The organism is Labrys miyagiensis (assembly GCF_030160835.1).
GTDB lineage: Bacteria > Pseudomonadota > Alphaproteobacteria > Rhizobiales > Labraceae > Labrys > Labrys miyagiensis.
Genome location: NZ_BSPC01000009.1, coordinates 54,190 through 72,110, shown reverse-complemented (window position 1 = coordinate 72,110; position 17,921 = coordinate 54,190). Strand labels below are relative to the sequence as shown.

The 17,921-nt window shown below is 61.9% G+C and carries 18 protein-coding genes and 1 pseudogene; 12 read left to right on the top strand and 7 right to left on the bottom strand.

The window, feature by feature from the left end; genetic code table 11:
* The first annotated feature begins 81 nt into the window (after positions 1-81).
* The 5 genes from QQL24_RS05990 to QQL24_RS05970 all read left to right on the top strand — a co-directional run bounded on the left by QQL24_RS05990 (position 82) and on the right by QQL24_RS05970 (position 4,751).
* Complete coding sequence (locus QQL24_RS05990; protein WP_284310993.1) at positions 82-921, top strand: helix-turn-helix domain-containing protein; 840 nt, start codon at positions 82-84, stop codon at positions 919-921.
* A 56-nt stretch (positions 922-977) separates the two neighbouring features.
* Positions 978-1,181, top strand: a complete 204-nt coding sequence (locus QQL24_RS05985) for a Rossmann-fold NAD(P)-binding domain-containing protein (protein WP_284310992.1) — start codon at positions 978-980, stop codon at positions 1,179-1,181.
* A gap of 673 nt (positions 1,182-1,854) precedes the next feature.
* Positions 1,855-2,742 (top strand): glycosyltransferase family 2 protein, encoded by an 888-nt coding sequence (locus QQL24_RS05980; protein WP_284310991.1) that lies wholly within the window; start codon positions 1,855-1,857, stop codon positions 2,740-2,742.
* Positions 2,743-2,772: 30 nt separating this feature from the next.
* On the top strand, positions 2,773-3,663 hold the full coding sequence (locus QQL24_RS05975; protein ID WP_284310990.1) for a glycosyltransferase family 2 protein: 891 nt from the start codon (positions 2,773-2,775) through the stop codon (positions 3,661-3,663).
* 179 nt (positions 3,664-3,842) lie between these two features.
* On the top strand, positions 3,843-4,751 hold the full coding sequence (locus QQL24_RS05970) for a glycosyltransferase family 2 protein (RefSeq protein ID WP_284310989.1): 909 nt from the start codon (positions 3,843-3,845) through the stop codon (positions 4,749-4,751).
* A 40-nt stretch (positions 4,752-4,791) separates the two neighbouring features.
* On the opposite strand, the gene QQL24_RS05965 is transcribed toward QQL24_RS05970, so the two are convergent.
* Entirely contained in the window at positions 4,792-5,223 is a 432-nt protein-coding gene (locus QQL24_RS05965) for a YeeE/YedE family protein (RefSeq protein WP_284310988.1), read from the bottom strand.
* The gene (locus tag QQL24_RS05960; RefSeq protein ID WP_284310987.1) at positions 5,220-5,630 is read right to left on the bottom strand and encodes a YeeE/YedE family protein; all 411 of its coding nucleotides are present in this window, start codon (positions 5,628-5,630) and stop codon (positions 5,220-5,222) included. Before QQL24_RS05960 ends, QQL24_RS05965 begins: the two co-directional genes overlap by 4 nt.
* 163 nt (positions 5,631-5,793) lie before the next feature.
* Here QQL24_RS05960 and QQL24_RS05955 point away from each other — a divergent pair, with 163 nt between their 5' ends.
* The 3 genes from QQL24_RS05955 (at position 5,794) to QQL24_RS05945 (ending at position 9,292) form a co-directional block, all read left to right on the top strand.
* A complete protein-coding gene (locus QQL24_RS05955) occupies positions 5,794-6,627 on the top strand; it encodes a class I SAM-dependent methyltransferase (protein ID WP_284310986.1) in 834 nt (277 codons plus the stop codon).
* A gap of 612 nt (positions 6,628-7,239) precedes the next feature.
* Complete coding sequence (locus tag QQL24_RS05950; protein WP_284310985.1) at positions 7,240-8,307, top strand: glycosyltransferase family 2 protein; 1,068 nt, start codon at positions 7,240-7,242, stop codon at positions 8,305-8,307.
* A gap of 88 nt (positions 8,308-8,395) precedes the next feature.
* Positions 8,396-9,292, top strand: a complete 897-nt coding sequence (locus QQL24_RS05945) for a glycosyltransferase family 2 protein (protein WP_284310984.1) — start codon at positions 8,396-8,398, stop codon at positions 9,290-9,292.
* A 9-nt stretch (positions 9,293-9,301) separates the two neighbouring features.
* On the opposite strand, the gene QQL24_RS05940 is transcribed toward QQL24_RS05945, so the two are convergent.
* Positions 9,302-10,183 (bottom strand): LysR family transcriptional regulator, encoded by an 882-nt coding sequence (locus QQL24_RS05940; RefSeq protein ID WP_284310983.1) that lies wholly within the window; start codon positions 10,181-10,183, stop codon positions 9,302-9,304.
* Positions 10,184-10,346: 163 nt separating this feature from the next.
* Between QQL24_RS05940 and QQL24_RS05935 the strand changes: the two genes are divergently transcribed.
* On the top strand, positions 10,347-11,246 hold the full coding sequence (locus tag QQL24_RS05935) for a polysaccharide deacetylase family protein (RefSeq protein WP_284310982.1): 900 nt from the start codon (positions 10,347-10,349) through the stop codon (positions 11,244-11,246).
* A 96-nt stretch (positions 11,247-11,342) separates the two neighbouring features.
* Here the strand turns inward: QQL24_RS05935 and betI are convergent, their stop codons facing one another.
* Positions 11,343-11,969, bottom strand: a complete 627-nt coding sequence (betI, locus tag QQL24_RS05930; protein ID WP_284310981.1) for a transcriptional regulator BetI — start codon at positions 11,967-11,969, stop codon at positions 11,343-11,345.
* Positions 11,970-12,129: 160 nt separating this feature from the next.
* On the opposite strand from betI, the gene QQL24_RS05925 reads away from it, so the two are divergent.
* The gene (locus tag QQL24_RS05925) at positions 12,130-13,173 is read left to right on the top strand and encodes an alcohol dehydrogenase catalytic domain-containing protein (RefSeq protein ID WP_284310980.1); all 1,044 of its coding nucleotides are present in this window, start codon (positions 12,130-12,132) and stop codon (positions 13,171-13,173) included.
* A 63-nt stretch (positions 13,174-13,236) separates the two neighbouring features.
* On the top strand, positions 13,237-14,184 hold the full coding sequence (locus tag QQL24_RS05920) for a choline ABC transporter substrate-binding protein (protein ID WP_431310644.1): 948 nt from the start codon (positions 13,237-13,239) through the stop codon (positions 14,182-14,184).
* Positions 14,185-14,269: 85 nt separating this feature from the next.
* Here QQL24_RS05920 and QQL24_RS05915 read toward each other — a convergent pair whose 3' ends face one another.
* The gene (locus tag QQL24_RS05915) at positions 14,270-15,349 is read right to left on the bottom strand and encodes a YncE family protein (RefSeq protein ID WP_284310979.1); all 1,080 of its coding nucleotides are present in this window, start codon (positions 15,347-15,349) and stop codon (positions 14,270-14,272) included.
* Between the two features lie 321 nt (positions 15,350-15,670).
* On the opposite strand from QQL24_RS05915, the gene QQL24_RS05910 reads away from it, so the two are divergent.
* Complete coding sequence (locus tag QQL24_RS05910) at positions 15,671-15,928, top strand: hypothetical protein (RefSeq protein ID WP_284310978.1); 258 nt, start codon at positions 15,671-15,673, stop codon at positions 15,926-15,928.
* Positions 15,929-15,972: 44 nt separating this feature from the next.
* Here QQL24_RS05910 and queC read toward each other — a convergent pair whose 3' ends face one another.
* Both queC and trhO read right to left on the bottom strand, forming a co-directional pair.
* Positions 15,973-16,668, bottom strand: a complete 696-nt coding sequence (gene queC / locus QQL24_RS05905; RefSeq protein ID WP_284310977.1) for a 7-cyano-7-deazaguanine synthase QueC — start codon at positions 16,666-16,668, stop codon at positions 15,973-15,975.
* A 283-nt stretch (positions 16,669-16,951) separates the two neighbouring features.
* A pseudogene (gene trhO, locus QQL24_RS05900) lies at positions 16,952-17,854 on the bottom strand (oxygen-dependent tRNA uridine(34) hydroxylase TrhO); the annotation flags it as partial.
* Positions 17,855-17,921 lie beyond the last annotated feature (67 nt).

Here is a 17,921-nt window from a genome sequence, read left to right as displayed (position 1 = left end):
CCGCGCCGCCGGTCTATAGTGCGGTGCGGACGGCTCCGATCTGACGGATCCACCCGGTCCTGCCTTCGAGAGGGAGCCGAGATGACGACACAAAGTTCAACCGTCATGCCGCCGGGTGGCGAACTGAGAGCCCTGCTGCGTCACTGGCGCGATCTGCGCGGCAAGAGTCAACTCGACCTGTCGCTCGATACCGGCGTGTCGCAGCGGCACATCAGCTTCATCGAGATCGGGCGAAGCATGCCGAGCCGCCAGATGCTGATCGACATCGCGACAGCGCTCGATATCCCCCTGCGCGACCGCAACACGCTCCTGCTGGCCGGCGGCTATGCGCCGATCTATCCGGACGGCGCCTGGGACGGCCCGGAGATGACCAGCATCACCAAGGCCCTGGAGCGCATGCTGCGCCAGCACGAGCCGTTCCCCGCTTTGGTCATGGACCGCTATTGGAACGTGCTCAAGACCAATCGCGCGGCGCCGCGCTTCTTCGGCCGCTTCACCGACCTGTCGGCACGCAAGAGCCCGCGCAACCTGCTGCACCTGATGTTCGATCCGGAAGGCATGCGCCCGTTCATTGCCGATTGGCCCACCGTAGCGGAAAGCCTGATCCAGCGCGTCTATCGGGAGGCGGTCGGGCGCGTGGTCGACGACAGGATCAGGGAGCTGCTGGCGAGTTTGCTCGCCTTTCCCAACGTCGAGCCTGACTGGACACCGCCAAAAGCGGCGAGTGTCCAGTCGGTGGCGCCGGTCATCCCCATCGGTTTTGTCAGGAATGGCAAGGTCCTGAACTATTTCTCAATGGTCACCACCGTCGGAACGCCGCAAGCCGTTGCGGCCCAGGAACTGCGCATCGAATGCATGTTTCCGGCCGACGAGGCGACCGAGGCATTCCACGCTGCGCTGCTGAATGACGACTTAAGGTAATCGGCCTCACTATCGTGGAGCCGGACGCGTCCCGCACCGATTTCCGGGGGCGTTCCATGAGGCAGTCGAACGGCTGGCAAGGCCGCGATACTCTGTTGGCCGCCCACGGCAAGCAGCGGGGTGATCCGATGCGCGGTGCCAAGGCGATCACTACCGCTATTGAGGCAAATCAGCCGCCGCTGCACTTCGTGATCGGCGGAGACACTTTTGATCTCATCCGAAAGAAGGTCGCCAATATGCAGCAGGACCTCGACACATAGGCAGAGCTGACGCGGAGCACGTATCTCCGGATGAGCGCGGGCGCCTGACAGTAGACGCCAACTTTGCAATCATGCGGCGGAATCCTGGCCCGCCATGGCGAGCGCAGCGAAGCAATCCAAGGGCTATAGACGCCGCCTTGGCCCCTGGACTGCTTCGCTGCGCCCGCAATGACGGTATTTCTGTCGCCTTTATCGGCCACAATTGGATGCCGTTCTCTGTTTCATCAACGCGGGGCACTACTTCTCTGGGGTGGCAAAACCCCCGCGCGACAGGGAATCTGGGAGAATATCCGGGGTATCGGACCCCTTCCCCCAAAAGGGTAGCGACTTACCGATTCGTCTGGGTTGTTTTACCCACCAGAAATCCTGCATATCAAGTGCTGTTAGTTTCCCTAGCGGAATGGCGAATTCGAGGGTCTCGAGTTCGATATGAAAAACATGTCGATCGGCGCTTCGGATCTTGTACATGTCCGTATGGGGTCAGTTTTCTTACGGGACATCGGGCATGGAGGAAACCTCCCGGTCTTGTTGCATCGTCCGGGTGTTTCTGGCCAGCGCCTTTCTATGAATTCGCGGGGCTCGTCAGACGGGTCGACAGGATTGTACGTTTTGACACATCCTGCTCACAACTAGGCCGTAAGAGATGTGCTGGAGACCGGCGGCAGTGATTTTGATGGACAAGACCAGGATATCGATTGCTATCGCGACAGCCGGCCGCCGTGACGTGCTGACCGAGACGGTGCGCTTCATGGCGCGCCAGCGGCGCGTTCCCGACGAGTTCCTGATCTGCCCCGCCAGGCCCGAGGATGCCGACGTCGCGGCTCTCCGGCAGATCGTCCCGCATGTCCGCATCATCTCGAGCGCGATGGGCTCCTCCCATCAGCGCAATGCCATGATCGAGGCTTCCACGGCCGACATCATGGTGTTCTTCGACGATGACTTTCTCCCGGCCACAGATTTCCTGGAAGAGACAGAGCGCTTGTTTCGCGCCAATCCCGATGTGGTCATCGCCACCGGAGACGTGCTGGCGGATGGCGCCAACGGTGCGGGCCTCGACTTCAGCGACGGCTTCGAGGTACTGGCCTCCGCCGGGCCCAACGACCTGCCGGTCGAACCGGAGCCAATCTATAACGGCTATGGCTGCAACATGGCCATCCGGCTTGGCCCCGTACGCCAGTATGGCGTCCGCTTCGACGAGAACTTGCCGCTCTACGCATGGCTCGAGGATGTTGACTTTTCCCGCCAGATCGCTCGCTATGGCCAGATCGTGAAGGGCCTGCGCCTGCGCGGCGTGCATCTCGGCACCAAGAAGGCGGGCCGCAGCCCTGGCAAGCGCCTGGGCTATTCGCAGATCGCCAACCGCGTCTATATCCTCAGGAAGGGCAACATGACCCTGAAGGGGGCCTTGGAAGGCGGCGTGTCCAATCTGATGTCCAACTTCTTCAGAAGCGCCTGGCCGGAACCCTGGACCGATCGGCGCGGCCGGCTCGCGGGCAATGTCATGGCCCTGTGGGATCTGGTGCGCGGCAGGTTGCATCCCGCCAACATCCTGAAGATGTAATTTCCCGATCCTCCCGCCGCGAGAATGACCGTGCGTATTTCGCTCGTGATGGCGACCCTTGGCCGTTCCAAGGAGATCGCCTTGATGCTGGACAGTCTGGAGACCCAGACCTTCCGGGATTTCGAGGTTCTCATCGTCGACCAGAACGCCGACGACCGCGTGGCGGGGGTGCTGGCCGCCAAGCCTCGGCCTTTCCCGATCCAGCATGTGCGCGCTCCGGCCGGACCGGCGGGCAGCAAGCAACGCGGCGCGAGCTGGGCCCGCAACATCGGAGCCCGGTGCGCCGGCGGCGACATTCTGGGGTTCCCGGACGACGACTGCACCTATCCGCCCCACTTTCTTGAGAAGGTGGTGGAGACTTTCGAAAACACCGGCGCCGACATCGTCAACGGCCGCGCCGCCGACGAGACGGGACGTTCCATCAATGGGCGCTTCGCCACGGGCGCACGTTGGACAGGACCGAAGGATGTCTTCCGCACCGTGATCGAGTGGGTGTCCTTCTGCAAGCGCAGCGCTTTCGAAGCGGTGGGCGGCTATGACGAGAATGTCGGAGCCGGCGCGCCGACGCCCTGGCAGTCCTGCGAGGGGCCGGACGTCATGCTGCGCATGATGGCGAAGGGGTATCGGGCCTATTACGATCAGGATATCTACGGGCATCACCCAGAAATGGTCATCGACATCCAGGATGCGCACATGCAGCAGAAGGTGCGGGGCTATGGCCGCGGCATGGGCTACGTGCTGGCCAAGAATCGGCTCGGACTGGGCTACAGCCTGAACTACATGGCCCGCTCCCTCGGCGGCTGCCTCGTGAGCCTGGCAAAAGGCCGGCGTGGGCGAGCGATCTACTACATGAATACATTGACGGGGCGCGTTGAGGGTTTTTTTTGGAGATTCGCCTTCCGTAGAGTTTCAAATAAATAAAGAAATAATACAAATTATACTAAAATTTAATCTTTAATTCTGATGGGATAGAGCAAATCATTTCTTACCTTGCGGAGTGATAGAGGCATTCTGAATTTTGCGTAATTGCCACAGACGCCGGAAGACTTTTAGCGTGTATTATTTTAAATACAGACTCTCGGTGCTTGCATGGGGAGTCGATGGCTGTGCGTTTCTCGTTAATCATGGCAACGCTCGGGCGATCTCGCGAGATCGGCTTGATGCTCGACAGTCTGGAAACTCAGACATTCAAGGATTTCGAGGTCGTCATCGTTGACCAGAACGGGGATGAGCGCGTCACCGAAATCCTTGCCGCCAGGCAGCGGCCTTTTCCGGTGCGGCATCTGCGCACGCCCAAGGCGCGCGGGCTGAGCCGGGGTCGCAATGACGGCGCAAAGCAAGCCAAGGGCGACATTTTCGGCTTTCCGGACGACGACTGCACCTATCCCTCCTGGCTGCTCCAAAAGGTCTCCGACACCTTTGCCAAGACCGGCGCCGCGGTCGTCAATGGACGCGCGGGCGACGAGACCGGACGTCCGATCAATGGGCGCTTCTTCGAAGGTGCGGGCTGGACGGAGCCCCGGGGCGTGTTCAACTCGCTGATCGAATGGGTCTCCTTCTGTACGCGCGAGGCCTTTGAGGCGGTGGGTGGCTATGATGTCGATGTCGGTGTCGGCGCTTCCTCGCCCTGGCAGGCCTGCGAGGGTCCCGATATCGTGCTGCGCATGATGGCGAGGGGCTACAAGGTCTATTACGACTATGCCATCTACGGCCACCACCCCGAGATCAGCATCGACGCCACCGATCCGCGCATGCAGCAGAAGGCGCTCGGCTATGGCCGGGGCATGGGCTATGTGCTCGGCAAGCATGATCTCGGCTTTGCCTATTCCATGAACTTCATGTTGCGCTCCCTGGGTGGCGCGGTGATCAGCTTTGCCAAGGGCCAGCGCGGGCGCGGGGCCTATTATCTCAAGACACTGCAGGGCCGTCTGGAAGGCTATCGCGACGGGCGCAGGGAGCGGGGAGCCACCGCCAGCGGCAGCCGGAAGGTCGCCGCCACCGGTCACTGACGCAGACCTTCGGCTTATCCCGGCACGGGCGCGGCGCTCTTCAGCGGCGCCGTGCGGGCAGTCGGTCATGCAGCACCATGCCGGTGATCATTGCAGCAACGAACAGGGCCGTCTGCCACAGGCCCAGCGAGAGCGAGGCGAGGGCCGGGCCGGGGCACAGGCCGGCCAGCCCCCAGCCGATGCCGAACAGGGCCGAGCCGATGATCAGCGGCGGGTCGATGGCGCGCGCGACAGGCAGGTGAAAATCCTTGTCCAGCACAGGATGCGCCAGGCGCCGGGCGATGCGAACGCCGATGAAGGCGACGATGACCGCGCCGGCCAGCACGAAGGCAAGGCTCGGATCCCAGCGACCGAAAATGTCCAGGAAACCCTGCACTCGGACAGGGTCGAGCATACCCGAAAGCGACAGCCCGAAACCGAAGATCGCTCCGGCGCCCAGGGCGACGATGGCTTGCGGGAGGGAGCGGCTCACGGCGTGAGGCTCCTGAGCAAGGCCACGGCCGCCACACCCGCGATCAGGAACGTCACCACGGCGGCGAAGGAGCGGGGTGAGAGGCGGGCGAGACCCAGGACGCCATGGCCGGAGGTGCAGCCGGAACCCATGCGCGTGCCGAAGCCAACCAGCAGGCCAGCGAGCAGCAGCAGGGGCGAGGAGGCCGTGATGGTGACCGCCGGCCAATGGCCAGTGAATCCCAGGAACAGCACGGGACCGAGCACCAGGCCGAGGATGAAGGCGCCGTTGGTGAGGATATGGAAGCCCTGCACCAGGCGGCCGGCTATGCCGCTGACGCCGGCAATCCGGCCGTTGAGAAGCAGCAGCAGGGCCGCTGACAGGCCAATCAGCATGCCACCCATCAAGGAAGGCCAATAGGGACTCATGAACAGGCTCCTGCCGAAAGCGTCTCCTTAAGATGTCGGTGGTCTCGGTGCTTCGAGCAAGAGAAGAATAGTCTATAATTTTTGTATACTTTGTTGACATCCCCGGCGACCGGGCGGACAGTTGGCGCAACAGGCCCTTTTTTTATCACCAAGGAATTGCCGCATGCCTTTGTCCCGCCGCTCCGTGCTGGCCGCCGCCCTCTTTCTCGGCCTTGGCACCGGCTTGCCCGCTCTCGCTCATGCCCAGGCCATCGATCCCGCCCTGCAGGCGCTCATCAACGGCTCTCAACGCGCCAAGTTCAACAGCGTGCGTGACAGATACCGCCACCCCGGCGAAGTCCTCACCTTCTTCGGTGTCCAGCCCGACAGCACGGTTGTGGAGATCCTGCCCGGCGCCGGCGGCTACTGGGCGGAGATCCTGGCGCCTTATCTGCGGGACAAGGGCCATTACATCGCCGCCAATGGCGAGAAGGCCTCGACGTCGGCCGAGGTTCAGAAGGACAATGCCGGCCTGGCTGCCAAGCTCGCGGCCGATCCCGCCGAATATGGCAAGGCCGAGATCACCGAATTTTCTGCCGACAAGCATGCGATCGCCCCGGCGGGCAGTGCCGATTTCGTGCTGACCTTCCGCAATATCCACAACTGGATGGCGGCCGGCACCACGAAGGAGTCCTTCGCCGCCTTCTACCAGGCGCTCAAGCCCGGCGGCATCCTGGGTGTGGAGGAGCATCGCGGCAAGCCGGACCAGCCGCAGGACCCGCTCGCCAAATCTGGCTATGTCCGCCAGAACGTCGCCATCGGTTTTGCCGAGGCGGCCGGCTTCAAGTACCTCGGCAGTTCCGAGGTCAATGCCAACCCGAAGGACACCAAGGACTATCCTGCCGGCGTGTGGACCTTGCCGCCCACCTACAAGCTCGGCGCCGAGGATCATGCGAAATATGAAGCGATCGGCGAGAGCGACCGCTTCATCCTCAAGTTTCAGAAGCCGGGCACCTGAGGGCGCCGAGCCATTCGGGGATCTCCCGAAGCCGGTTCGATGTGCCGGGTCTTCGTCGCTGGGCCGTTTTCCACGGGAATCGCCACCCGCGTTCCGCGCAATGTTGCATGCCTTGTACGTTGGCGCCGCCTGTAATCGAGTGGCGTCGCCGCGTTTCATCTCCATGTCACAATCGGCCCCAAGTAGATGAAATAAACCCAGGCAGCGCCCGTTGCCGTAACGATGTAAGCGCTGGTGAACTTGGATGGCGACAGCAATATTTTGTTCTTGACTTGTGCGCCAAGAACTATTCGCTCTCTCCTTTTCGGCGAAGCGCGAAGCTCTTGCTGTCGGTTGCCTAGAATTGAAGAGGTGATCGACGTTTGTTGGGTATCGGTATGGCATGCTATAGGTAACATGACCTGATACTGTGATTGTAATCTCTTGCCATAATGGTAACAACGCACCTTCTTGCCGTCGATTTGCCAAGGTTGCCTGCTGAAATAAGCGCGCTGGCGCTTTAAAAGGTTTCCGTGCTTTGGAAGTGCTTGCCGATCCCGCTATGGGTGGCTTCGTTATTCCATCGAGGAGGCTTGACGCTTCTCGTGGTCTGTTGCGATAGTTCGAATCAGCGTGGGAAGCAGCGTCCTAATGTCTGAGTCGCAAATTTATACTTACGTAAAGGATAATGTCACGGCCGCCGGCATTGTGATGATTTCCATTTGTCGCAATGAGATCAGGCGCCTGCCACTTTGGCTTGAACATTATCGTAGTCTTGGCGTCGAATGCTTTGTCATAGTAGACAATGATTCGTCCGATGGCAGTGTAGAATATCTGAGAAGCCAGAAAGACGTTCACTGCCTGTCGACAAAACTTTCTTTCCGCGAATCGAACTTCGGCATGATGTGGGTCAACGAAGTGCGAAGGGCTCTGCCGCCAGACACCTGGACGCTTTACGTGGATCTTGACGAATATCTCGTCTATCGCGGCAGCCCGCAGCGCAAGGTCGGCGATCTCGTCGCCAGCCTCGGCACCCGGCCCAACGCCGTCTTTGGCTTGATGGTGGACATGTATCCGCGCGGCCCCTTCCTGGACGCGCAAACCGATAGCAGGCTGGTGGAGACCTGCTGCTATTTCGATGCGGTCTACAAGTTTCGCAAGCGCCCGCTCAAGCCTTGGGCGCGGGGCAGGGCGGAGCTGGAATGCCTTGGGGGGCCGCGTCTGCGCCTGATCTCCAGCCTCGAGCGGGAGGCCCGTTCGACCTGGTTCGACTATTTCTTCCGCGCCCAGCTCGGCCGCGTGCTCAACGCCGCGCCGCCGAAATGGCACCGCTACATCGTGGAACATTTTCCGCCCCAACCGCCCGGCCTCAACAAGACGCCCTTCACGCTGAACAGCCGCGACGGCGTTGATATCGACTATGCCAGCCCTCACGGCGTCTTCGCGCCGGTGTTCGCCGAGGAAACCGTGGCCCTCCTGCATTTCAAATTCACCGCCGATCTGAAAGACAAGATCGATGCGGAAATGCTGCGCAAGGAGCATTTCAGGTTTGGCGCCGAATATATCATCTACAACAAGATGCTGCAGGACCGGAGAAATCTTGTCCTTTTCTCCGAAGGAGTCAGCGAAAAATTCGAATCTCCGGCATCCTTTGATCGTCTCGGCTTCTTCTCCTTAACGAAACATATGAATTTCTCATGATGCGATGATACAGATTTTGCGCAATTTTCATGATCACTATTCCCGCAACGCCGTTATGTCTGGCGGTACCACCTGGAGAGAGGCGACCGTGACGTCGCCCGCCAAGCTGAAGATCGCCATTGCGATCGCCACAGCCGGCCGCCGGGAGGTGCTTGCCGATACGGTGCTCTTCATGCGCAACCAGGAACGCCCGCCGGAGGAGTTCCTGATCTGCCCGGCGAGGCCCGAGGATGCCGACGTAGAGACACTCCGACAGGCGCATCCCCAGCTCAGCACAGTGTCGAGCCCGGTGGGCTTGTGCCGTCAGCGCAATGCGCTGATGGCGGCCAGCAACGCCGATGTGATGGTGTTCTTCGACGACGACTTCCTGCCCGATGCCGATTTCCTGGTGGAGATCGAGAAGCTCTTCCATGCCAATCCGGACGTGGCGATCGCCACGGGCTGCGTGCTGGCCGATGGCATTCGTGGTGCCGGGATCGATATGAACACCGGGTTGAAAGCCCTCTCTGACGCGGGGCCGAACCGGGCGCCGGACCGGCTCAGCGAGGTGTATAATGCCTATGGCTGCAACATGGCCATCAGACTCGACCTCGCGCGCCGCCACGGTCTCACCTTCGACGAAAGGCTGCCGCTCTATTCCTGGCTGGAGGATGTCGACTTCTCTCGCGCCATCGCGCGCTACGGCCGCGTGGTGAAGAGCGAGCGCCTGCGCGGCGTTCATCTCGGCACCAAGAAGGCCGGCCGCAGCCCGGGCAGGCGCCTGGGTTATTCGCAGATTGCCAACCGCGTCTATATCTCGCGCAAGGGCAATATGAGCCTGCGCGGTGCCCTGGAAGGCGGTGTGTGGAACCTCTCCTCAAACTTCCTCAAGAGCTTCAATCCCGAGCCCTGGGCTGACCGGCGCGGCCGGCTTGTCGGCAATCTGCTGGCTCTGTGGGATCTGGTGAGGGGCAGGCTCGATCCTGGCAGGATCGAGAAGATGTAGGTGGGTGCCTCAGGCGGGGAGCAGGTTCGCCGCCATGAAGTCGACGAACACCCGCAGCTTGGGCGAAAGGTGGCGGCTCGAGGGCCAGAGCATGCGGTAGATCCCCTGATGGCGGATGAAATCGTCGAGTATGGCGACGAGCCGGCCATCCTCGACCTGCTGGCGCACCGCGAAATCCGGCAGGCAGGCGATGCCCAGGCCTTGCTCGGCGAGTTCGATCAGGGGCTCGATGGTGTTCAGCACGGCGCTCCTCGGCAAGTCCACCTCCTTACGAGCCCAGCGCAGCGGCCAGGGCTCAAGCTTGCCGCTGGTGGCGAAGCGGTGGTGCAGGCAGGCATGGGCGGTCAGCTCCTCCGGTCGGCTCGGTGGCCGGCGCTCGGCGAAATAGACAGGCGAGCCCACCAGCCTGAAGCGGAAATTGCCCAGCACGCGCGTCATCAGACGGGAATCGCTGACAGGCCCGGCGCGGATGACGCCGTCGAAGCCTTCCTCGATCACGTCGACCAGCCTGTCGGTGAAATCGAGGTCGAGCTCCACTTCGGGAAAAGCGCGCATGAAGGCACCGATCGTCGGCATCATCAGCATGCCGATCATCGGCAGGCTGACGCGCAGCCTGCCGCGCGGCGCGCCGGTGGCCTGGGCGAGTTCGTGCTCGGCCGCATCGATCTCGTCGAAGATGCGCCGGCAGCGCTCCAGGAAGAGCAGGCCCTCGGGCGTCGGCGTGATCGAGCGGGTCGAGCGGTGGAAGAGACGAACCTGGAGCCTCTCCTCCAGCCGCGCCACCGCTTTGCCGATGGCGGAAGAGGATACGCCGAGCTGCCGCCCAGCCAGGGTGAAACTGCGCGATTCGGCGGCCTGCACGAAGGCGCTGAGAGCGTTGAGGCTGTCCACGGTGAGCCTTTCTTTTGCGGACATAAATGTCCGATATGTTTCAAGCTTTAGCCTAATTCTCTTCAATGAGGAACGAATTTATCTTTGCTTCCAACAGCCTGGAGGGCAGGGCACGCGGTCCCTTGCGGCGCTGCTCCGCTGGCTCACGGCAAAGGAGAAGCCTATGGACAACACCCTTTACGACTACGCGCCCATCACCACCCGTCAGCCGCTCACCTGGCCCGGCGGCACCCGCTTAGCCTTCTATGTCGGCCTCAACGTCGAGCATTTCGAGGTCGACAAGCCGGCGACCAGCATCTTTGCCGGTACGTCACACCTCAAGCCCGACGCGCTGAATCACGGTTGGCGGGACTATGGGGCACGCGTGGGTATCTGGCGTGTGATCGACGCGCTCGACGCACACGGGCTGCGCGCCTCCGTGCTGCTGAACGCCGATGTCTGCCGGCATTATCCTCAGATCATCGCCGCCGGAAAGGCGCGGGACTGGGCCTGGCTCGCGCATGGCCGCAACAATTCGACCTTGCAGACCGGCATGACGGTGGAGCAAGAGCGGGCTGATCTCGCCGATGTCATCCAAACCATTGGCCAGGCGACCGGCCGGCCGGTGCGGGGCTGGATGGGGCCGGGCCTCTCGGAAACCTTCGAAACCCCGAGGCTGCTGCGTGAATTCGACCTCGACTATGTGCTCGACTGGTGCGCCGACGACCAGCCCTTCCCGCTCAACGTGCCGGGGCTGATCTCGGTGCCCTATTCGGTGGAGCTCAACGACATCATGCTGTTCACCCAGCATCGCCTGTCGGGCGAGGATTTCTACCGCGTGGTGGTCGACCAGTTCGACCAGCTCTATGCCGACAGCGCCAAAGGCGGCCGCGTGATGGCCCTGGCCCTGCACCCCTTCGTCATCGGCCAGGCCTTCCGACACAAATATCTCGACCGCGCGCTCGCCTATATCGCCGGCCATGAGGGCGTCTGGCTCACCACCAGCGACGACATCGCCGCGCATTACCGCGACGAGGTGCTCAGGCCGCAGCAGGCCGAACCGGCGCGGTCCCTGGCCGGATGATGCAGTCGGCGAGCGCATCGGGCTCGCCAAGTTCCCGGGTAAAGCTGGGGGTATGGGTTCTTGAGCCTGACCCCGGCGTCCTCACCGCATCGGGTTTCAACGGAGCAGCTTCAACTTCGAAACCATGTCGTCCCCGAGCATTTTCTCGGAATATTCCACCAGCAGCGTTCTTGCCTGCTCCCGTGAAATAGCGCCGTCCGAGTGACCGCGCCGCAGCCAGAAGCCATCCAGCATCGCAGCAAAGCCAGAGAGAAAATGATCGATCCTGCTCTTGGGCCAGAGTGGAAAAAGCGCCGACATGACATTGGACCTCAGCCGTTTGTAGAACAGCTGTTGCAAGCGGGCATAGCGCGGTGAATGGGCGGCCTCCGCATAGAAGGAAATCCAGGCGTTCGCCGTGTTGCGATCGAATTTCGACTCCGGGAAATTGCCATCGATAATCGCGATCAAGCGATCCCAACGCGTCTGGGCCTGGCGCAAATTGACCACCACCGCATCCATCAGCAGGCGATTGGCGAACCTCACCATCTCGAAAAGTACTTCGTCCTTGTCCTTGAAATAATAGGTCAGGATGCCCTGTGACATCCCCGCCTCATGGCAGATCCGCGTGGTGGTCAGACCTTTCAGCCCGTCGCGCAAAAAGATGCGGTGGGCTGCCTCGATCAGCTCGATCCGCCTGATGTCCTCGATCCGGGTTTTCTGCTTCTTGCTCTTCGCAGCCATCCAATTCTTATATCGGGCCAATTTTTTGTACGCTCTAACAATTTTCTGTCTTGTCTAAAAATTTTTTGGGCGTACGCTCCAATCCATTGGTTGGCGCTGCTTCTCTGCCTCCCCCCGCGGCATCCGCGCGGGATGAGGTGGCGCGAGGGCGCCGGTCGCGATGGGAACGTCCATGACAGGAAGTGCAGACACGATGCGTGCAGCTGTGCTCGCCACTTATGGGGCGCCCCTTGGCGTTGTGAGCCTGCCCCGTCCGGTTCCTGGTCCTGGACAATTATTGGTGCGCCTTCAGGCCTGCGGGGTCTGCCATTCAGACGTCCATATCTGGAGGGGCGAGGGCATACCGACGCAGATTCCCTCGCCTTTCGTGATGGGGCATGAAGGGGTCGGCGTCGTCGAAGCGGTCGGTGACGGGGTCGCAGGCTGGGCTCTTGGCGACCAGGTTGGGGTGCCCTGGATTCATGACACCTGCCGCCACTGCGACGAGTGCCTGGAGGGTGACGAATCATTCTGCCAGCACCATCGGGCCCATGGCCTGAATGTGCCGGGAGCGTTTGCGGACTACGTCCTTGCCAGTGCCGGGTTCGCGGTGCGCTTGCCCTCGAACATCGATCCCCTCACCACTGCTCCGCTGATGTGCGCCGGCATCACCGCTTATGGCGCCCTCAAAAAGGCGGAACTGAAGGAGGGCGAGACCTGCATTGTCTTCGGCTGCGGCGGCCTTGGGCTTTACGCTATTCAGATCGCCAGCCGCCTTGGCATCAAGGTCCTGGCGGTGGATCGCGACCCGGTAAAATTGAAGATCGCCCAACGCTATGGGGCGATGGAGGCTGAGATCGCCGACGACACACTGCCTGCCAGACTCGCGGCGAGAACCAACAAGCCCCACGCATGCATCAATTTCGCTCCGACGACGGCCACCTGGGCCGCGATGATCGCTGCTATCAGGCCCCGTGGCAGAATCATTGCAGCCGCGATGGTGTTCGAGCCAGTTCCCCTGATTCAGGAGTGGTTGACGGCCACGGGCGTCATCATCACCGGAACCAGCGTCGGCACCCGGGCCCAGATGCGCGAACTCGTCGCTATGCACGCTGAACGGCCCTTCGAAATCGCCGTCGAGACCATTTCGCTGGAGCAAGTCTCGGACGCCTTGCTCGCCCTGGAAAACGGCACCTCGAAAGGCCGCTTCGTCATCGAGTTCTAACGGTCAGTGCCGCCCCGTGGTGGGGTCGCATGGTGTGAATCACCGGATATGGGAGATTTTGGAATGAAAAATTTCGGCATCATGTTCACAATCGCCGCCCTGACCCTCGGAGTGACCGGCGGCGCACGGGCCAGCGATTCGGAATCCTGCAGGACCGTCAGATTTTCCGATGTCGGCTGGACCGACATCACCTCGACGACCGCCATCTCCTCCCTCATTCTGAAAGGTCTGGGCTATACGCCAACGACCACGGTTCTCACCATTCCGCTTACCTACGCGTCAATGAAGAACAAGGATATCGACGTCTATCTCGGTGACTGGCAACCCAGCATGGTGAACGATCGCAAACCATATCTTGACGACAAATCGATTGTCGTCACCGGCGCCAATCTTCCTGTTGGTGCGAAATACACGCTCGCCGTGCCGCAATATACCTATGACAAGGGACTGAAGGACTTTAGCGACATCGCAAAATTCAAGGATTCGCTCCAAGGCAAGATCTACGGCATAGAACCAGGCGATACCGGCAACGGGCTCATCCAGGGCATGATCGACAACAACAAGGACGGATTGAAGGGCTTCCAGCTGGTGGAATCGAGCGAGCAAGGCATGATCGCTCAGGTTCAAGGCGATGTTGCGCGCGGGGAGGACATCGTTTTCCTTGGCTGGGCTCCCCATCCGATGAATGTCAACTTCAAGATTCAGTACCTGACCGGCGGTGATGAAACGTTTGGTCCCAACTTCGGCAGTGCTGTCGTCTACACCAATGAGCGCGCGGGTTGGGCGGCCGAATGCCCGAACGCCGCCAAGCTTGTCAGCAATCTGAAGTTCAACGTCGATCTTGAAAATACGATGATGAACATGATCCTGACCGACGGCAAGGACGGCCCGACGGCAGCCGCTGAATATCTTAAAGCCAACCCGGGCGTCCTCGATACCTGGCTCAATGGCGTCACGACGTTCGACGGCCAGCCGGGGTTGCCGGCGGTGAAGAAGGGCCTGGGCCTCTGATAGAGCGCGAGGTTGTCGCCATCGTTGCCCAGATCATCGCCGACCTTGCGCCTGCGCTAGGTCGGCGATTTGTTCTGGGACCCTCTCAGGGCTTGCCGTAGGTCAGCACCGTGAAGGTGTTCGGGTAGAAGGTGTTGGCATAGAACGGCGAGACAGCCGTCAGAATCTTCTTGGAGGCGTCGGCGCTGCCCTCGGCGGTGATGGCGTAGATCGTCTTGGTCTGGCGATCCATCGCCATGGTGCGCACGCCGGCGCGAGTGCCCAGGGTCTCCAGCGGCTTGTAGCTGTCGGGACCGTCGACCTGGAAGACGTTGAGGTTGGCACTCACGCCATTGGCGGTGAAGATGCGCTTGAGAGCGGCATCATAGATGATGCTGTCGGTGCCCCCGCCGATCTCGGCGCTGTAGACGATCTTGCCGCTGACGCCATCCAGCACCAGGAGCGAGGGCTTGATGGCGTCGTGGCCACGGCAGCTGACATAGACACGCTCATCGGCCGCGTTCACCGTCACCGCCGTGGGGTGGCCGCAGGCGGGCGCGGTATCATAGGTGGCGACGATCTTCCCGGCCGTGGTGTCGATCTTGTAGACCTTGTCGAGGTCCTGGGCGGCCAGGAAGAAGCCGGATTCGCCGTCGCTGTCGGCGCCTTCCACCTTCTTGCTCGGCACCTTGAGCCGGCGGACCTCCTTCAGGGAGGGAACATCCAGCATGATCAGCTCTGTGCCGTCATCGCCCGAACCCATGTTGAGCACCAGGCGCTTGCTGACGGGATCGTAATGGCTGGTGTCGAGATCCTCGCCCACCTTGATCGGCGCCTGCGCCTCAAGCGTCGATAGCTTGAACGGCGTGATAGTGCCATCCTCGTTGTTGGAGACGCCGAGGTCGAATTCGGGGATGAGCACGGCACCGTCCGAACTGTCCGTCGCCGTCTTGTCGATCACCTTGATCACCTTGCCGGCCGTAGGATCGAAGACCTGCAGGCCTTCCTTGCGGTGGCCGAGAAAGACGTGATGCGTGGTCGAATCGACCGAAACATAGTCGTAGCCCGAGCCCTTGCCATCGATTGTGGTTGCATGTTGCAGGCGCCAGCCGTCAAAGGCGAGAGCCGGCGTGCCGATGACGAAAGCCAAAGTCGTAACGGAGACTGCCAAGCCGAGCCTGGTCATTCCTACCTCCCTGGTTTGGTTCGCCCGCTGCCCCTGCTTTGAACGGCGCCACCCTACGGCAGCAAGCTTTCAGCCAGCTTTCAGGCACGGCGATGCGCTGCTTTTTTGGCGCGATGTTTTGACCGGAGCGGTGCGACCGCAGCGCTTGACGAGACCGCATGTCCGGTTCAGGTTGCCTGAGCTTTATGTACTGCGTCGGAATCGCATTCGGGGGCGAGTCTCACGCCTAGAACTTTGAGAAGACGCAGCAATTTATCAGCCGATCCTGGAGGTGGGCTGATAAATTGCTGTTTTGGTGGTGCGGGTGCAAAAGGACGGCCGATGAGCACGAAATTGATTGCGGCAACCATGGTTGCCTTGCTGGCTGGCGGACTGGGTGCTTGCGCCACGCAGCGCGGCTATCCCTACAGCGCCACTGACTGCCGCTATGCCGCCCCGCTGCCGCCCAACTGGGTGCCCAACGGCTATGAGGGCTGCGAGCATTACAAGCCGGGGGTGTATTATACCAAGCACTACCGGCATTATCGGCACGTGAGGCACGTCTATCGGCATCATCCGCATCCCGTCTACAAGCCCTGAGAGGGGACGGCGGATATTCGTATCGTTGCGAGGCCGCGTCGCTCTCAGCCGGCGATGAACTTGCGGTAGCCGGCCGCGCGCAGTTCGCAGGCCGGGCAGGTGCCGCAGCCCAAGCCCCAGTCGTGGCGGTGGCTGCGGTCGCCATTGTAGCAGGTGTGGGTGTCCCGGCGGATCAGGTCCACCAGCGTGTCGCCGCCGAGCTTGCGGGCGAGGGACCAGGTCGCGGCCTTGTCGATCCACATCAGCGGTGTATGGATGACGAAGCGTGCCTCCATGCCGAGATTGAGCGCGAGCTGCATGGCCTTCATGGTGTCGTCCCGGCAATCGGGATAGCCGGAGAAGTCGGTCTCGCACACGCCGGTGACGAGGTGCCTGGCCCCGCGCCGATAGGCGAGCGTGGCGGCGAAGGTCAGGAAGAGCAGGTTGCGCCCTGGCACGAAGCTGTTGGGCAGCCCGTTCGCCTGCATGGTGATGGCGACATCGCGGGTGAGCGAGGTCTCGCTGATCTTGCCCAGCACGCCGAGATCGACGAGATGATCCTCGCCGAGCCTGGCGCCCCAGGCCGGGAAGGACTGCCGCAGGGCCGCCAGCACCGTCGGCCGCATGTCGAGCTCCACCCGGTGACGCTGGCCATAATCGAAGCCCACAGTCTCGACATGGTCGAAGCGCTCGAGCGCCCAGGCGAGGCAGGTGGTGGAATCCTGGCCGGCGGAGAACAGGACGAGGGCGGTTTCAGGCATCAGTGAGGTCCGGGGAGGGGCTTGGATCGAAGGGCGCGACGCGAGCCTCCCCCACGAAGCTGGGGGAGGTGGGCCGACGAAGTCGGCTCGGAGGGGGTGTGGCCCGACGGGCTCGACTTCACAGGGAAAAGTGGGCGCGGCTTAAGAAACAAGCGCAGCCTTTTCTTGCTATGTGCAGCTAGCGGACCACACCCCCTCCGACCTCACTGCGTTCGGCCACCTCCCTCAGCCTCGTAGGGGAGGCTCGCGTCGCGCCCTGCATCGTGGCGGCGTCGCCGACCGGCCCCAGATGCGTGCCGCCACGCCTTTCCGCCAGCACCACCTGCCGGTGCCTCTCCCGAGAAGAGGCCTTCTGCGCCTCCGTCAGTGTCGAGGCGCAATGGGGACAGCTCACGCCTTCCTCGTAGTCGGGCGAGCGCCGTTCTTCGGCATCGAGTGGCGAAAGGCAGCCATGGCAGAGCTGGTAGTCCTCGACCGCTAGCCCGTGCCCCACGGCGACGCGCTTGTCGAAGACGAAGCAGGCGCCCTGCCACAGGCTCTCCTGCGGCGGGATTTCTTCCAGATATTTCAAGACGCCGCCCTTGAGGTGGTAGACCTCCTCGAAGCCCTCTCGCAGCATGAGGCTGGTGGCTTTCTCGCAGCGTATGCCGCCGGTGCAGAACATCGCCACCTTGCGGTGACGGGCGGGGTCGAGATTGTCCCTGACATAGGCGGGAAAGTCGCCGAACGTCTTGGTGTGGGGATCGATGGCGCCCCGGAAGCTGCCGATGCGCACTTCGAAATCGTTGCGGGTATCGATCACCAGCACCTCGGGATCGGCGATCAGGGCGTTCCAATCCCTAGGCTCGACATAGGTGCCGACGCGCGCGGTGGGATCGACGCTGGTGTCGCCGAGGGTCACGATCTCCTCCTTCAACCGCACCTTCATGCGCAGGAAGGGCATCTCATCGGCGAAAGAGGTCTTGTGCTCGATGGCAGGAAGGCCGGTGATTTCCCGCAGCCCGGGATGGAAGGCGGCCATCGCCTCGGGTGTGCCGCCCACCGTGCCGTTGATGCCTTCCGGCGCCAGCAGGATGATGCCCTTGATGCCGAGCGAGCAGGCGAGCTTCGCCAGCGGCTCGCGCAGGGCGGCAAAATCCGGCAGGCGGGCGAAATGATAGAAGGCGGCGATCTCGATGGGCTGCATCGGCGGTAGATAGCGCGGATGGGGGTGGGGGTAAACCTGGGAGCGCGGACTTCCAGTCCGCTCTTGG

Coding starts and splice junctions, on each gene's coding strand:
- QQL24_RS05990 (WP_284310993.1), top strand. CDS start 82: ATGACGACACAAAGTTCAACCGTCATGCCGCCGGGTGGCGAACTGAGA.
- QQL24_RS05985 (WP_284310992.1), top strand. CDS start 978: ATGAGGCAGTCGAACGGCTGGCAAGGCCGCGATACTCTGTTGGCCGCC.
- QQL24_RS05980 (WP_284310991.1), top strand. CDS start 1,855: ATGGACAAGACCAGGATATCGATTGCTATCGCGACAGCCGGCCGCCGT.
- QQL24_RS05970 (WP_284310989.1), top strand. CDS start 3,843: ATGGCTGTGCGTTTCTCGTTAATCATGGCAACGCTCGGGCGATCTCGC.
- QQL24_RS05960 (WP_284310987.1), bottom strand. CDS start 5,630: ATGAGTCCCTATTGGCCTTCCTTGATGGGTGGCATGCTGATTGGCCTG.
- QQL24_RS05955 (WP_284310986.1), top strand. CDS start 5,794: ATGCCTTTGTCCCGCCGCTCCGTGCTGGCCGCCGCCCTCTTTCTCGGC.
- QQL24_RS05935 (WP_284310982.1), top strand. CDS start 10,347: ATGGACAACACCCTTTACGACTACGCGCCCATCACCACCCGTCAGCCG.
- betI (WP_284310981.1), bottom strand. CDS start 11,969: ATGGCTGCGAAGAGCAAGAAGCAGAAAACCCGGATCGAGGACATCAGG.
- QQL24_RS05925 (WP_284310980.1), top strand. CDS start 12,130: ATGGGAACGTCCATGACAGGAAGTGCAGACACGATGCGTGCAGCTGTG.
- QQL24_RS05920 (WP_431310644.1), top strand. CDS start 13,237: ATGAAAAATTTCGGCATCATGTTCACAATCGCCGCCCTGACCCTCGGA.
- QQL24_RS05915 (WP_284310979.1), bottom strand. CDS start 15,349: ATGACCAGGCTCGGCTTGGCAGTCTCCGTTACGACTTTGGCTTTCGTC.
- QQL24_RS05910 (WP_284310978.1), top strand. CDS start 15,671: ATGAGCACGAAATTGATTGCGGCAACCATGGTTGCCTTGCTGGCTGGC.
- queC (WP_284310977.1), bottom strand. CDS start 16,668: ATGCCTGAAACCGCCCTCGTCCTGTTCTCCGCCGGCCAGGATTCCACC.